The organism is Streptomyces sp. NPDC003720 (assembly GCF_042875075.1).
Taxonomy (GTDB): domain Bacteria; phylum Actinomycetota; class Actinomycetes; order Streptomycetales; family Streptomycetaceae; genus Streptomyces.
Genome location: NZ_JBIANZ010000003.1, coordinates 464,612 through 479,334, shown reverse-complemented (window position 1 = coordinate 479,334; position 14,723 = coordinate 464,612). Strand labels below are relative to the sequence as shown.

10 protein-coding genes are annotated in these 14,723 nt (G+C 72.6%); 4 read left to right on the top strand and 6 right to left on the bottom strand.

The window, feature by feature from the left end:
• Positions 1-45: 45 nt before the first annotated feature.
• From ACFYU0_RS11070 to ACFYU0_RS11060, 3 genes are all read right to left on the bottom strand, one after another.
• Positions 46-654, bottom strand: a complete 609-nt coding sequence (locus ACFYU0_RS11070) for a CAP domain-containing protein (protein WP_389299658.1) — start codon at positions 652-654, stop codon at positions 46-48.
• Positions 655-959: 305 nt separating this feature from the next.
• A complete protein-coding gene (gene ppdK, locus ACFYU0_RS11065; RefSeq protein WP_351659629.1) occupies positions 960-3,680 on the bottom strand; it encodes a pyruvate, phosphate dikinase in 2,721 nt (906 codons plus the stop codon).
• 396 nt (positions 3,681-4,076) lie between these two features.
• The gene (locus ACFYU0_RS11060) at positions 4,077-5,297 is read right to left on the bottom strand and encodes an ROK family protein (RefSeq protein WP_351659626.1); all 1,221 of its coding nucleotides are present in this window, start codon (positions 5,295-5,297) and stop codon (positions 4,077-4,079) included.
• Positions 5,298-5,418: 121 nt separating this feature from the next.
• On the opposite strand from ACFYU0_RS11060, the gene ACFYU0_RS11055 reads away from it, so the two are divergent.
• A complete protein-coding gene (locus ACFYU0_RS11055; RefSeq protein ID WP_389299655.1) occupies positions 5,419-6,921 on the top strand; it encodes a hypothetical protein in 1,503 nt (500 codons plus the stop codon).
• Positions 6,918-8,855 carry a glycogen debranching N-terminal domain-containing protein gene (locus ACFYU0_RS11050; protein ID WP_389299652.1) on the top strand — a complete coding sequence of 646 codons (1,938 nt, stop codon included), beginning with the start codon at positions 6,918-6,920 and terminating at the stop codon, positions 8,853-8,855. The genes ACFYU0_RS11055 and ACFYU0_RS11050 overlap by 4 nt, the downstream gene beginning before the upstream one ends.
• A gap of 203 nt (positions 8,856-9,058) precedes the next feature.
• Here the strand turns inward: ACFYU0_RS11050 and ACFYU0_RS11045 are convergent, their stop codons facing one another.
• Complete coding sequence (locus tag ACFYU0_RS11045) at positions 9,059-9,463, bottom strand: hypothetical protein (protein ID WP_389299965.1); 405 nt, start codon at positions 9,461-9,463, stop codon at positions 9,059-9,061.
• Between ACFYU0_RS11045 and ACFYU0_RS11040 the strand changes: the two genes are divergently transcribed.
• Positions 9,416-11,098, top strand: a complete 1,683-nt coding sequence (locus ACFYU0_RS11040) for a CDP-alcohol phosphatidyltransferase (RefSeq protein WP_389299952.1) — start codon at positions 9,416-9,418, stop codon at positions 11,096-11,098. The two genes, ACFYU0_RS11045 and ACFYU0_RS11040, sit on opposite strands and share 48 nt — an antisense overlap.
• A gap of 7 nt (positions 11,099-11,105) precedes the next feature.
• Here ACFYU0_RS11040 and dusB read toward each other — a convergent pair whose 3' ends face one another.
• Positions 11,106-12,248 (bottom strand): tRNA dihydrouridine synthase DusB, encoded by a 1,143-nt coding sequence (gene dusB, locus ACFYU0_RS11035; protein ID WP_389299649.1) that lies wholly within the window; start codon positions 12,246-12,248, stop codon positions 11,106-11,108.
• A gap of 81 nt (positions 12,249-12,329) precedes the next feature.
• Here dusB and ACFYU0_RS11030 point away from each other — a divergent pair, with 81 nt between their 5' ends.
• On the top strand, positions 12,330-13,781 hold the full coding sequence (locus tag ACFYU0_RS11030; protein WP_389299646.1) for an MFS transporter: 1,452 nt from the start codon (positions 12,330-12,332) through the stop codon (positions 13,779-13,781).
• A 30-nt stretch (positions 13,782-13,811) separates the two neighbouring features.
• Here ACFYU0_RS11030 and ACFYU0_RS11025 read toward each other — a convergent pair whose 3' ends face one another.
• Positions 13,812-14,693, bottom strand: a complete 882-nt coding sequence (locus tag ACFYU0_RS11025) for a helix-turn-helix transcriptional regulator (RefSeq protein WP_351659606.1) — start codon at positions 14,691-14,693, stop codon at positions 13,812-13,814.
• Between the last annotated feature and the right edge of the window lie 30 nt (positions 14,694-14,723).

The window sequence follows — 14,723 nt, the reverse complement described above, 5'->3', positions numbered from 1 at the left end:
CGGGAGTGGAGGGAACAGGTCAACGCTGCTTATGTGCTTGGGCGTTCACTGCTGGCAGCGTCCGAACGTCACGACGTACGTGCCCGCGCTGGACGACGAGGCTCCGGCCCGGTCCGCCGAGCCCGGCTGGGCCCACGGGCCGATCTCGCGCAGCGACGGCTTGAGGATGATGGCGCGGTGACCGGGGCTGTTCATCCACCAGTTGACGGCCGCCTGCGGAGTCCCCGATCCGCCCCACCCGGTGTACGTGATCTCGCTGAACTCCCACGAGCGGGGGTTGGGACAGTAGCCGGCGCCCTGGATGCGGGTCTGCGGGGTCGAGCCGGTCTGCGGGTTGCGGTGCGGGTCCTGGCCCGGTCCCCACCACTTCAGCTGGACGGCCGCGACAGCGTGCTGCTGGGCCGCGTTCGTCAGGGCCTGGTTGATGGCGAGGGCGGGCAGCCCGCGCTGTGTGCGCTGCGCGTTGACCAGGCACATCACGGCGGCCCTCGCCTGCGTGATCGTCGCGGCGGTCGGGGCCCGGTCGGCGGCGGCGGGGTCGCAGGTCACGGCCGCCGCGGGCGAGGCCGTGACGGCAGGGAGGAACGTGGCCGACAGGGCGGCGACCGCGGCGGTGCTCAGCAGTCTTCGTGTGCGCGATATGTGGCTTCGCACGGGCACTCCACCTCCTGTGAAAAAGAAAGGTGTTGTTATCCAGGCTGCCACCGGCCCTGACCCGTCGCCATCCGGGCCCGGAGTGCACACCGGGGGCACACCGAGGACACGGCGGTGTCGGGCCGGTTCGGCGGCGGCCGGCACCAACAAGCCGCACTCCGGCCGGTGTAACCGAAAAGCCCCGCGGACGACGTGTGAAGGGGCGGCACCCCCGCACAGGGTGCCGCCCCTTTCTGGTGCGCCGGAGCCGTCGTCGATCGGTGTTGAGGGTCGGGGACCGACGACGGCTCCGGGGCCGGTGGGGGTCAGCGGTGGTCGCTGCCCGCCGACTGGGTGGCCGCGCGGCCCGCTTCCAGGCGGGCGACCGGGATGCGGAACGGGGAGCAGGAGACGTAGTCCAGGCCGGCCTCGTGGAAGAAGTGGACCGACTCCGGGTCGCCGCCGTGCTCGCCGCAGACGCCGAGCTTGAGGTCGGGGCGGGTGGCGCGGCCGGCCTGGGCGGCCGCCTTCACCAGGGAGCCGACGCCGTCCTTGTCGATCGTCTCGAACGGGCTGACGCCGAAGATGCCCTTCTCCAGGTAGGCCGTGAAGAAGCTCGCCTCCACGTCGTCCCGGGAGAAGCCCCAGACCGTCTGCGTCAGGTCGTTGGTGCCGAAGGAGAAGAACTCGGCGGCCTCGGCGATCTGGCCGGCGGTCAGCGCGGCGCGCGGCAGCTCGATCATCGTGCCGATGGCCAGCTTGAGCTTCGTGCCGGTCGCCGCCTCCACGTCCGCGATGACCTGGTCGGCCTCGTCGCGGACGATCTCCAGCTCCTGGACGGTGCCGACCAGCGGGATCATGATCTCGGCGCGCGGGTCGCCCTTGGCCGCCTTGCGCTCGGCCGCGGCCTCGGCGATGGCACGGACCTGCATGGTGAACAGGCCGGGGATGACCAGGCCGAGACGGACACCGCGCAGACCCAGCATCGGGTTCTGCTCGTGCAGGCGGTGGACGGCCTGGAGCAGGCGCAGCAGGTTCTCGTGCGGCTCCTGACGGGCCTCGGCGAGGGCCACGCGGACGGAGAGTTCCGTGATGTCGGGCAGGAACTCGTGCAGCGGCGGGTCGAGCAGGCGGACGGTGACCGGCAGGCCGTCCATCGCCTCGAACAGCTCGACGAAGTCCTTCTTCTGCAGCGGCAGCAGCTGCTTGAGGGACTCCTCGCGCTCCTCCTCGGTGTCGGCGAGGATCAGGCGCTCGACCAGTTCCCGGCGGTCGCCGAGGAACATGTGCTCGGTGCGGCACAGGCCGATGCCCTGGGCGCCGAAGCGGCGGGCGCGCAGCGCGTCCTCGGCGTTGTCGGCGTTGGCGCGCACCCGCAGCCGGCGCTTGCGGTCGGCGAAGGCCATCATGCGGTGCACGGCCTCGACCAGCTCGTCGGCGTCGTCGGCGCCCGGGTGCATCCGGCCCTCGAAGTACTCCACGACCGGGGACGGGACCACCGGGACCTCGCCCAGGTAGACCTTGCCGGAGGAGCCGTCGATGGAGATGACGTCGCCCTCCTCGACCACGTGGCCGCCCGGCACCGTCATCCGGCGGCGCTTGGTGTCGACCTCCAGCTCCTCGGCGCCGCAGACACAGGTCTTGCCCATGCCGCGCGCGACCACGGCCGCGTGGGAGGTCTTGCCGCCGCGCGAGGTCAGGATGCCCTCGGCGGCGATCATGCCGTCCAGGTCGTCGGGGTTGGTCTCGCGGCGGACCAGGATGACCTTCTCGCCCGAGCGGGACCACTTGACGGCGGTGTAGGAGTCGAAGACCGCCTTGCCGACCGCGGCGCCCGGCGAGGCGGCGATGCCCCGGCCGACCTTCTCGACCTTGGCGGACTCGTCGAAGCGCGGGAACATCAGCTGGGCGAGCTGGGCGCCGCTGACGCGCTGGAGCGCCTCGGTCTCGTCGATCAGGCCCTGGTCCACGAGCTGGGTCGCGATCCGGAAGGCGGCGCCGGCGGTGCGCTTGCCGACGCGGGTCTGCAGCATCCAGAGCTGGCCGCGCTCGATGGTGAACTCGATGTCGCAGAGATCCTTGTAGTGGTTCTCCAGGGTCTCCATGATCTGCATGAGCTGGTCGTACGACTTCTTGTCGATGCTCTCCAGCTCCGCGAGCGCGACCGTGTTGCGGATGCCCGCCACGACGTCCTCGCCCTGGGCGTTCTGCAGGTAGTCGCCGTAGACGCCCTGGTGGCCGGAGGCGGGGTCGCGGGTGAAGGCGACGCCGGTGCCGGAGTCGGGGCCGAGGTTGCCGAAGACCATGGAGCAGACGTTGACGGCGGTGCCGAGGTCGTGCGGGATGCGCTCCTGACGGCGGTACAGCTTGGCGCGGTCGCCGTTCCAGGAGTCGAAGACCGCCTTGATGGCGAGGTCCATCTGCTCGCGCGGGTCCTGCGGGAAGTCCCGGCCGGCCTCGGTCTTGACGATCTTCTTGAACTTGGTGACGAGCTTCTTGAGCTCGGCCGCCTCGAGATCGGTGTCGACGGTGACCTTCTTGGCCGCCTTGGCGGCCTCGAGCGCCTCCTCGAACAGCTCGCCGTCGACGCCGAGGACGGTCTTGCCGAACATCTGGATGAGGCGGCGGTAGGAGTCCCAGGCGAAGCGGTCGTCGCCGGCCTGCTTGGCCAGGCCCTGCACCGACTTGTCGGAGAGGCCGATGTTGAGGACGGTGTCCATCATGCCCGGCATGGAGAACTTGGCGCCGGAGCGGACGGAGACCAGCAGCGGGTCGTCGGCCTGGCCGAGCTTCTTGCCCATCTTCTGCTCGAGGGCGTCGAGGTGCGCACTCACCTCGTCACGCAGTGCCACGGGCTCCGAGCCGCTGTCGAGGTAGACCTTGCAGGCCTCCGTGGTGATGGTGAACCCGGGAGGGACCGGCAGGCCCAGGTTGGTCATCTCGGCGAGGTTGGCGCCCTTGCCGCCGAGAAGGTCCTTGAGGTCCTTGTTGCCCTCGGTGAAGTCGTAAACGAACTTCGCTACGTGGGGTTCTTTGTTTTCCGACACGGGTCTCGACTCCTTGAGGCCGCGGTGGCTGCCCTGACGGCGAGGAACATACCCAGATCGAAGGCCCCTGGGTACGTCCACTTGTGCGTCATGCGCCCGTAACCACGCGTCCGCCAGTGGATTGAAAGTCAAGGCTTGGCAAGTGGAGACGCCTCGATGTTTTCACTTCTTGAACGCATCCATCCCCAGAGGGGCGGCTGGGCGCTCATGTGAGCGACCCTCCGACACGTTTGAGTTCGATCGATGAACGATCAAAGGGTGGCACCCAGTGCCACCCTTTGGAGAAGTGCAGTCGCTCAAGATCCGCTCATCTGAGCGCCGCCCTTATCAAGGGTGGCGAGAATCACGCTGTCACACTGAGCCGGATTTCACCATGCGGACGTGGAAACGCCCGGTTCACACGCCGAGTGCGGCGAGCCGTTCCTCCACTCGCAGCGGCGCGTACAGGTGCTCCACGACCAGCGCACCCGCGCCGACCAGCGCGGCCCGCTCCCCCAGCCGCGACGTCACCACGTCCAGCCGGGCCGTCGAGCGGGGCAGCGCCCGCTGGTAGAGCAGCTCGCGCACGCCGGTGAGGAAGGGGGTTCCGGCCAGATCCCCGGCGATCATCAGCACGCCCGGGTTGAGCAGGGTCACGACCGTCGCCAGCACGTCGCCCACCCGCCGCCCGGCCTCCCGGGCCAGCGCGGCCGCCTCCGGGTGCCCGGCGGCCAGCAGGTCCCGCACGTCCGAGCCGGACGCGGCCGGCACCCCGGCCTCCGTCAGCCGCCGGGCCACGGCCCCGCCACTGGCGACGGCGGCGAGACAGCCGTACGAGCCGCACCGGCACAGCGCCTCCGCGCCCACCCTGATGTGCCCGATGTCGCCCGCGCCGCCGTCCACGCCCCGGTAGATCGAGCCGTCGACCACGACGCCCGCGCCGATGCCGGTGGACACCTTGACCAGCACGAAGGCCGCGCAGTCCGGATGCCCGGTGCGCTGTTCGCCGTACGCCATGAGGTTGGCGTCGTTGTCCACCAGGACCGGGACCGCGGGCGCGCCGGTGTGCTCGGTGAAGGCGCGGGACAGGCGGCCCCTCGTGTCGTAGCCGTCCCAACCGGGCATGATCGGCGGCTGCGCCACCCGGCCGCTCTCGCGGTCCACCGGCCCGGGCACCGCGAGGCCGATGCCGCAGACCTCCGCCGCCCGGCGGCCCGCCTTCGCGAGCACGTCGGCGAACCAGCGGCCGAGTTCGCCGAGCACGGCCTCGGGGCCGTCCTCGACTACCAGCGTGCCGGCGTGCTCGGCGAGGATCTCGCCGGTCAGGGTGAGGACGGCGGCCCGGGCGTGCCGGGTGTCCAGGTCTGCGGCGAGGACCACCGCGTGGGAGTCGTCGAACTCCAGGGTGATGGAGGGCCGCCCGCCGAGCGGCGAGCCGACCGGGCCGCCGGCCCCCTCGCGCAGCCAGCCGGCCCGGAACAGCCGGTCGAGACGCTGGCCGACGGTGGCGCGGGACAGCCCGGTGGCCTGCTGCAGCGCGCCGCGTGTCACGGCCCGTCCGCTGCGCACCAGTGCGAGCAGATCGCCGGCGCTCGCCTGGCTTCCGCTCTTCCCGGTCCTGCCCGGCCGTCCGGTCATGCGCACCCCCTTGTGTTTCCCAAGCCTGCATTACATATTGGGTTTTGCGTGTTAAATAGACGTAACCCTGCGGTAGCCACAGCCAAACCCGGTTCGGCCGGACGTCTTCGGGGAGCCCCGAGTGGATCGCACTGCCCAGCTCGTCGCACGTCTCCCGGAGCGGGAGCCCGCATACGATCCACCGGCGTCGGCGTCGTCCCTGCACGCCGGAGCCGCGCGGGTGCTGGCGGAGAACTGGACGGGCACGTCGACGGTCCCCTCCCGGAGCCTGTACCCGCACCAGTGGTCGTGGGACTCCGCGTTCGTCGCGATCGGGCTGCGCCACCTGTCGCCGTTACGGGCGCAGACGGAACTGGAGACGCTGCTGGCGGCCCAGTGGGGCGACGGTCGCGTCCCGCACATCGTCTTCAACCCCTCCGTACCCCTCGACGCCTACTTCCCGAGCCCCGACTTCTGGCGCTCCTCGGCCGCCGGGCGCGCCGCGGGCGCCCCGCGCACCGTACAGACGTCCGGCATCGTGCAGCCACCGGTGCACGCGCTGGCGGCCTGGCTGGTGCACCGCGCCGATCCGGGCCTGTCCCACGCACGCGGCTTCCTGGCCCGGGTGTACCCCCGACTGGCCGCCTGGCACCGGTATCTGCTGCACCGGCGCGACCTGGGCGGGGGCGGTCTCGCCTGCGTCGTGCACCCCTGGGAACAGGGTATGGACAACAGCCCCTGCTGGGACGCCCCGCTCTCGCGGATCACCCCGGCCCCGGCCCGCTCCTTCCGCCGCGCCGACCTCGCCCACGGCGCCCCGGAGGACCGGCCGACGGACCTCGACTACGGGCGGTACGTGCGGCTGGCGGCGGACTACCGCGACGGCGGGTACGCCGACGGCGGCGGGGAGTTCGCGGTGGAGGACCCGGCGTTCAACGCGCTGCTGATCGCCTCCGAGCAGGCGCTGGCACGGATCGCCGGGGAGCTGGGGGCGGCCGGCACCGCCCGGTACGCGCGCGCCGAGCGGCTGACGGCGGCTCTGGTGGAGCGGCTGTGGGATCCGGCGAGCGGCCTGTTCCGCTGCCTGGACCTGCGCGGCGGGGGCCAGGTCCCCGAGCGGAGTGTCTCGGGTCTCGTCCCGCTGCTGCTGCCCGGGCTGCCCCGGGAGGTCTCCGGCGCGCTCGTCCGCACGCTGTGCGGACCGCACTTCGGGCTGGGCACGAGCACCGAGCTGGTGCCGAGCTACGACCTGCTCGGCGAGGCCTTCGACCCGCACCGGTACTGGCGCGGCCCGGCGTGGTTCAACACGAGCTGGCTGCTGGAGCGGGGCCTGCGCGCGCACGGCCACCCGGAACGGGCGGACGCGCTGCGAACGGCGGTGCTGCGGCTGGCACCGGCCGGCGGCTTCGCCGAGTACGTCGACCCGTACACCGGCGAGGCGTGCGGCACGACCGGCTTCGCCTGGACGGCGGCACTCGCGCTGGACCTGCTGCACCGGGGCCCGGGGCACGGGGACACGGCCGGCGCCGGGGACACGGCCAGCGCCGGGGGCACGGCCAGGACGAGGGACACGGCCGAAACAAGGGACACGGCCGAAACAAGGGGCACGGCCGGGACGAGGGACCAGGGAGGGGACCGGGGATGACGGATCGGCAGCATCTGCTCGTGCACGGGGCGACGTTCGCCGCCGTGGGCGACCGGGGTGACATCAGCGGGGTGCGGGGCGGCGGCTCCCCGGACGGACTGTTCGTGCGCGACGCCCGGCACCTCAGCCGGTGGCAGCTCACCGTGGACGGCGCGGTGCCCGAGGCGCTCGCCCCGGTCACGGACGGCGACGCGGCCCGCTGTGTGCTGGTGCCGCGCGGCGGCCGGCAGGAGCCGCCCGCCTGCACCCTGTTCCGCGAGCAGGCGGTCGGCGACAGCTCGTTCGTGGAGTCGCTGCGGGTGACCGGCAACCGCCCGGTGCCCACCACGGTCCGCCTCGCCCTCACCGTCGACGCCGACTTCACCGACCAGTTCGAGCTCCGTTCCGACCACCGCACCTACGCGAAGTCCGGCGCCGTGCGCTCCCGCGAGGTGCTGGACGACGGGATCGAGTTCTCCTACCGGCGCGCCGAGTGGCACTCGGTCACGACCATCACCGCCGACCCCGCCCCGGACGCCGTCGAGGAGACCGGCACCGGCGCCCGCCGTCTCGTGTGGACCCTCGGCCTGGAGCCCCACGGCACCGCCGAACTGGTGCTGCGCGTGATGGCCCGCCCGCACGGCGACCGGCGCGCCCTGCGGGTGCCCCGCTCCCCCGCCTCGGTGAGCGAGCAACTCGCCGCGGCGGAGGCCCGGTTCGCGGAGGGCGTGGCCTTCCCCACCGGCCGGCCGGAGCTGGCGGCCGCCTGTGCGCGGGGGCTCGCCGACCTGGCCGCGCTGCAGGTCCCGGCGACCGGACCGGACGGCGAGGAACTGCGCGTGCCGGCGGCCGGCGCCCCCTGGTTCCTCACCCTGATCGGCCGGGACGCCCTGCTCACGTCCCTGTTCACGCTGCCGTACCACCCGCGGCCGACCGCCGCCACGCTGCTCGCCCTGGCCGCGGCCCAGGCGACCGGCGCCGGCGCGTCCCCGCTCGCCCAGCCCGGCAAGATCGTGCACGAGGTGCGGCACGGGGAGCTGGCGCACTTCGGGCAGGTGCCGTTCGGCCGGTACTACGGCTCGGTCGACGCCACCCCGCTGTTCCTCGTCCTGCTCGGGGCCTACACCGAGGGGACCGGCGACACCGCCCTGGCCCGGCGTCTGGAGCCGCACGCCCGCGCGGCGATCGGCTGGATGCTGGACCACGGCGGGCTGACCTCGCGCGGCTATCTCGTCTACCGCGCCGACGAGGGCGGTCTCGCCAACCAGAACTGGAAGGACTCCCCCGGCGCGATCTGCTGGGCCGACGGGACCCGGCCCACCGGGGCGGTGATGGCGGCGGGCGCCCAGGGCTACGCGTACGACGCGCTGCGCCGCACCGCGTGCATGGCGCGCGGGGTGTGGGGCGACGAGACGTACGCCGCCCTGCTGGAGCAGGCGGCGGCCGATCTGCGGGACCGCTTCCAGCGGGACTTCTGGATGGGCGAGCACTCCTTCCCGGCGCTGGCCCTGGACGGCACGGGCCGCCAGGTCGACGCGCTGGCCTCGGACGCCGGGCATCTGCTGTGGTCGGGGCTGCTGGACAAGGAGTACGGGGAGGCGGTCGGACGGCGGCTGCTGGAACCGGACTTCTTCTCCGGCTGGGGCGTGCGCACCCTCGCCTCGGGCCAGCCGGCGTACCACCCGCTCTCGTACCACCGGGGCTCGGTCTGGCCGCACGACAACGCGCTGATCGCCCTCGGCCTCGCCCGCTACGGCCTGCACGACGAGGCCCGTACGGTGGCGCACGCGCTGGTCGACGCCGCGACGGCCAGCGGGCACCGGCTTCCGGAGGTACTGGCGGGCTACGGCCGCGGCACCCATCCGGAGCCGGTCCCCTATCCGCACGCGTGCGTCCGCGAATCCCGCTCGGCGGCGGCCCCGCTCGCCCTGCTCACTGCGGTCGGCGGGGTCTGAGGGGCGCCTTGACCACGGGTTTGCCGGGTGTTTGCCCGGTGCCGTGAACAGGGGCGGACGGGCGCCCGTACGACATGGGCGGCGGGCCAGGCGGGCCGGGGTTGCTTCGGCCCTGCCCATCCTCCCAGCGTGGCCCGCCGCCTCCGTCACGGGTCTCGCACGGAAGGACCTCCGGGTTGCCTCAGCACACGAGTACGCGCCAGTCACCGGACACGACCGGAGAAAACGAGGCCGCCCTCGGCAAACAGAGGAAACGGGAGGAAACGGAACGACCCGCCCGAGCCGGTCAGGCCGAGCAGAGCGAGCGGGTCGAGCGGGCGGGCGAGGCCGAGCAGGGCGAGCCGGCCGAAGGCGCCGACCGAGCCGAGCGGGCCGGGCAGGCCGAGCGGGTTGAGCGGGTTGAGCGGGTTGAGCGGGACGAGCCGACCGCGACGGCCGAGTTGACCGAGCCGGACGGCCGGGCCGGCCCGGTCAAGCCAACCGAGCAGGCCGGGCAGGCCGAGCAGCCTTCCGCCGCCGGTGAGCCCTCCGCATCCCGGGCGGGCAGCCCCGTTCGGCGGGTGCGGGATGCCTGGTCCGGGCGGGTCGGGCGTTGGCGGCGGGCGCATCCGGGGGGTGCCAGGGTGCTGTCGGTGGCCGTCACCGTGCTGGCCGCCGTCCTGGTCGTGGCCGCGCTGGTGCTGCCGAACACCGTGGTCGGGCTCGGGCCCGCCAAGTTCGCGCGCATACCGGGCGAGGCCGTCATCGGGGCCGCCGTGCTGCTCGCGCTGCCGCGCCGGCCACGGGTGGCGCTGGCCGCGGTGTCCGGTGTCGCGCTGGCCGCCATGACCGTGCTGAACCTGCTCGACATGGGGTTCAACCAGTACCTGGGCCGCCCGTTCAACCCCGTCCTGGACTGGAGCCTGCTCGGCGACGCGCAGTCGTACCTGGAGGACTCGCTCGGCCGCACGGCCACCCTCGCCGCCACCGCCGGCGTGGTCGTGCTGGTGCTGCTGCTGGCCGTCCTGCTGGCCCTGGCCACCGTCCGGCTGGGCAACCTGCTCGCCCGGCACAGCGGGGCGGCGACCCGCGGCACGATGATCGCGGGTGTCGTCTGGATCATCTGCTCCGCCCTCGGCCTGCAGATCGCCGGGGTGCCGGTCGCCTCCGACCGCACCACCACCGCGCTGAGGATCGAGTCCCGCCGGGTCTCGGACACCCTCAAGGACGAGGCGCAGTTCCGGAAGGTCGCCGGCGAGGACCGGTTCGGCGCCACGCCGGGCAGCCAGCTCGTCCCCGACCTGCGCGGCAAGGACATGGTGTTCACGTTCATCGAGAGCTACGGCCGCAGCGCCATCGAGGACCCGGTCATCGCCCCCGGCGTCGACGCCACCCTGAACGCCCGGACCGAGGCCCTCGCCAAGGCCGGGTTCCACGCCCGCAGCGGCTGGCTGACCTCAGCGACCTACGGCGGCAGCAGCTGGCTCGGCCACTCCACCACCATGTCGGGCCTGTGGGTCAGCAACCAGCAGCGCTACCGCACGGTCATGGCGAGCGACCACCTCAGCCTGACCGAGGCTTTCAAGAAGACCGGCGCCTTCGACACCGTCGGCGTCATGCCGGGCGTGCAGAAGGGCTGGCCCGAGCAGAAGTGGTACGGCCTCGACAAGGTCTACAACGCCTTCCAGCTCGGCTACCGGGGCCCGAAGTTCAGCTGGTCGACCATGCCCGACCAGTACGCGCTGCAGAGTTACGAGCAGCGCGTGCACAGCAAGCGCCCGGCCGCCGGGAAGTCGCGGATGTCGCTGCTCATCCTGACCTCCAGCCACCAGCCCTGGGCGCCGGTGCCGAAGATGGTCGACTGGGACGCGCTGGGCGACGGCTCGGGGTTCAAGGACATGGAGGCGGCGGGCGCCAAGCCGGCCGACGTCATCGCCGACACCACCAAGTCACGTCAGCAGTACGGCAAGTCGATCCAGTACTCGGTCACCGCGCTGACCGAGTGGCTGGAGCGCCACGGCACGAAGGACACCGTGCTCGTCTTCCTCGGCGACCACCAGCCGATCGCCCGGGTCAGCGGCAACCACGCCAGCCGCGACGTGCCCGTCTCGATCGTGGCCAAGGACCCGAAGGTGCTGGACCGGATCGCCGACTGGCACTGGACGGAGGGCCTGCGCCCCGCCCACGACGCCCCGGTGTGGCGGATGAGCTCCTTCCGCGACCGGTTCCTGACGGCGTACGGCTCGGTCCCGCACCCCAAGTAGAGGCTGATCAGCCGCCGGAGGTGTCCAGCTCCGCGTCCTCGCCGACGCCCGCGCAGTCGTACGGGTCCTTCAGCCAGCCGTCCGGCAGCACCACCCGGTTGTTGCCGGACGTACGGCCGCGGGGCCCGTCGGCGCCGGCGGGCCAGGGCTGGTCGAGGTCCAGCTCGTCGAGGCCCAACCGCAGCTCCTGGAGCGAGGAGGTGATCGCGAGCCGCTTGCGCATCTCGGAGCCGACCGCGAAGCCCTTCAGGTACCACGCCACGTGCTTGCGGAAGTCGACGACGCCCTTGGACTCGTCGCCGATCCACTCGCCGAGCAGGGTGGCGTGCCGGACCATGACGTCGGCGACCTCGCGCAGGGAGGGCCGCGCGATGTCGTCCGTCCGGCCCTCGAAGGCGGCCACCAGGTCGGCGAACAGCCACGGCCGGCCCAGGCAGCCCCGGCCCACGACCACACCGTCGCAGCCGGTCTCACGCACCATGCGCAGCGCGTCCTCGGCCGACCAGATGTCTCCGTTGCCGAGCACCGGGATCTCCGGGACGTGCTCCTTCAGGCGGGCGATGGCCTCCCAGTCGGCGGTGCCGCCGTAGTGCTGGGCGGTCGTGCGGCCGTGCAGCGCGATCGCCGCGACGCCCTCCTCGACGGCGATGCGGCCGGCGTCGAGGTAGGTGATGTGGTCGTCGTCGATGCCCTTGCGCATCTTCATCGTGACGGGGAGGTCCCCGGCGCCGGAGACCGCCTCGCGCACGATGGCCCGCAGCAGGTTCCGCTTGTAGGGCAGCGCGGAGCCGCCGCCCTTGCGGGTCACCTTCGGGACCGGGCAGCCGAAGTTCAGGTCGATGTGGTCGGCCAGGTCCTCCTCCGCGATCATGCGGACGGCCTTGCCGACGGTCGCCGGGTCCACTCCGTAGAGCTGGATCGAGCGCGGCTTCTCGGACGCGTCGAAGTGGATGAGCTGCATCGTCTTCTCGTTGCGCTCGACCAGCGCCCGGGTCGTGATCATCTCGCTCACGAACAGGCCCTTGCCGCCGCTGAACTCTCGGCACAGGGTGCGGAAGGGAGCGTTGGTGATGCCGGCCATGGGGGCCAGGACCACCGGCGGCCGGACGGTGTGCGGGCCGATCTGCAGGGGGGACTCGGGCGTGGGCATTCCCCCATTGTCACGTATCCGCGGAGATCATGTAGCGGTCATTAGTTAACCGCACTATCGAAATCCCGTACCATGAGCCACATGCCCGAGCTCAGCCACCGCCGACGTCTGCTGGTGCTCGCGATCTGCTGCATGAGTCTGCTGATCGTGAGCCTCGACAACACCGCCCTGAACGTCGCGCTGCCCTCGATGCAGCGCGAGCTGCACGCCACCACCTCCGGCCTGCAGTGGTCGATCGACGCCTACACGCTCGTCCTCGCCTCGCTGCTGATGCTCGCGGGCTCCACGGCGGACCGGATCGGCCGCAAGCGGGTCTTCATGACGGGCCTGGTCCTCTTCTCCGTCGGCTCGCTGCTCTGCTCCCTCGCGCCGAACCTGGAACTGCTGGTCGTCTTCCGCATGGTCCAGGCGGTCGGCGGCTCCATGCTCAACCCGGTCGCCATGTCGATCATCACCAACACCTTCACCGACTCCCGCGAACGGGCCCGCGCGATCGGCGTGTGGGGCGCGGTGGTCGGCATATCCATGGCGGCGGGCCCGCTGGTCGGCGGCCTGCTGGTGGAGTCGGTCGGCTGGCGCTCGATCTTCTGGGTCAACCTCCCGGTCGGCCTCGCGGCCCTGCTGCTCACCCTGCGGTTCGTCCCCGAGTCCCGCGCGCCCCGCGCCCGCCGGCCCGACCCGGTCGGCCAGGTCCTGGTGATCGCGCTGTTCGGCTCGCTGACGTACGCGATCATCGAGGCGCCGGACTCGGGCCCCGGCACGGTGGCCCCGTTCGGCGCGGTGGCCCTCGCGGCCCTGCTCGGCCTGCTGGCCTATGAGCCCCGGCGCGAGGAACCCCTCATCGACCTGCGCTTCTTCCGCTCGGCCCCGTTCAGCGGGGCGACGGTGATCGCGATCAGCGCGTTCGCCGCGCTCGGCGGCTTCCTGTTCCTGTCCACGCTCTACCTGCAGAACGTGCGCGGCCTCGACGCCCTGCACGCGGGCCTGTGGATGCTGCCGATGGCCGTGCCGACGTTCCTGTGCGCACCGCTGTCCGGCCGCCTCGTGGGCAGCCGGGGCCCGCGGCTGCCGCTGCTGGTGGCGGGCGCCGCGATGACCGTGAGCGGTGTGCTGTTCGCGGCCTTCGAGGCGGAGACCTCGAACACCACGCTGTTCGCCGGGTACGTGCTGTTCGGCATCGGCTTCGGCTTCGTGAACGCGCCGATCACCAACACGGCGGTCTCGGGCATGCCCCGGGCCCAGGCCGGTGTCGCCGCCGCCGTCGCCTCGACCAGCAGGCAGCTCGGGCAGACGCTGGGCGTCGCCGTGGTCGGCGCGGTGCTGGCCGCGGGCGTGGGCTCCTCGCCGTACCGGGACACGTTCGTCGCGGCTGCCCGGCCCGGCTGGTGGATCCTCGCCGGGTGCGGTCTGGCCGTGCTGGTCCTCGGCTGGATGACCAGCGGCCGCTGGGCCCGGCGCACCGCCGAGCGGACCGCCGAGGAGCTTCAGTCGGCGGACCTGAAGGACGCCGTGGGGGTCACGGCCCGCTCCTAGGAGCTCCGGGGCCCAGGAGCGCTCCCCCGGTCACCGCGGCGCGGACGCCAGTTCGCACAGCCTCTCCAGGCGCTCCCGGGTCTCCTCGTTCTTCGGCGTGTAGGTGACCAGCCGGGGTCCCGCCTGCGGGCCCAGCCACAGGTCCGTGTGCTCCAGGGTCAGATGGCCGACGTACGGGTTGAGGAACTCCTTGGTCTTCGAGCGGTTGCCCACGACCTCGTAGCGCTCCCAGATCTCGCGGAACTCCGGGGACTCGCATTCCAGGCGCCTGAGCAGCATCTTCCAGGCGGGCTCGCCGAGGTGGCCGGCCATCGAGGCGCGTAGCCGGGCGGCCATCAGGCGCATGGTCTGCTCCAGGTGCACGACGGCCGCCCGCCAGTCGCTGTGGGTGTACACGAGGAGCATGCAGTTGCGGTCCTCCGGCGGGACCGCGTCCAGGTCGCCCATGAGGCGGGCGTAGGTGCGGTTGTAGGCGAGGATGTCGTACCGGCTGTTCTGGACGCAGGCCGGGAACGGCTCCAGCGCGCGCAGTGTCTCGCGCAGGGCCGGGGTGACGCTGGGGCAGCTCGCGGCCGGTGTGGGATCGGCGGCCGCGGCGAGCTGGAAGAGGTGGGCGCGTTCGCTCGCGTCCAGCAGCAGGGTGCGGGCCAGGGCGTCCAGGACCTGCACCGAGACCTGGATGTCCCGGGCCTGTTCGAGCCAGGTGTACCAGGTGACGCCGACCGCGGAGAGCTGGGCGACCTCCTCCCGGCGCAGACCGGGGGTGCGGCGCCGGGTGCCGCGCGGCAGCCCCACCTGCTCGGGTGCGATCCGCTCGCGGCGGCTGCGGAGGAAGGCGGCCAGCTCGTGCCGCCGTATCTCGGCGCCGTGCGGGGGCCGCGCGGGGGCGGACACCGGTGCAGTCGTCGTCATGCCTCAAGGATGCTGCCCGACGGATCCTGT

Coding starts and splice junctions, on each gene's coding strand:
- ACFYU0_RS11025 (WP_351659606.1), bottom strand. CDS start 14,693: ATGACGACGACTGCACCGGTGTCCGCCCCCGCGCGGCCCCCGCACGGC.
- ACFYU0_RS11045 (WP_389299965.1), bottom strand. CDS start 9,463: ATGCGCCCGCCGCCAACGCCCGACCCGCCCGGACCAGGCATCCCGCAC.
- ACFYU0_RS11030 (WP_389299646.1), top strand. CDS start 12,330: ATGCCCGAGCTCAGCCACCGCCGACGTCTGCTGGTGCTCGCGATCTGC.
- ACFYU0_RS11060 (WP_351659626.1), bottom strand. CDS start 5,297: ATGACCGGACGGCCGGGCAGGACCGGGAAGAGCGGAAGCCAGGCGAGC.
- dusB (WP_389299649.1), bottom strand. CDS start 12,248: ATGCCCACGCCCGAGTCCCCCCTGCAGATCGGCCCGCACACCGTCCGG.
- ACFYU0_RS11050 (WP_389299652.1), top strand. CDS start 6,918: ATGACGGATCGGCAGCATCTGCTCGTGCACGGGGCGACGTTCGCCGCC.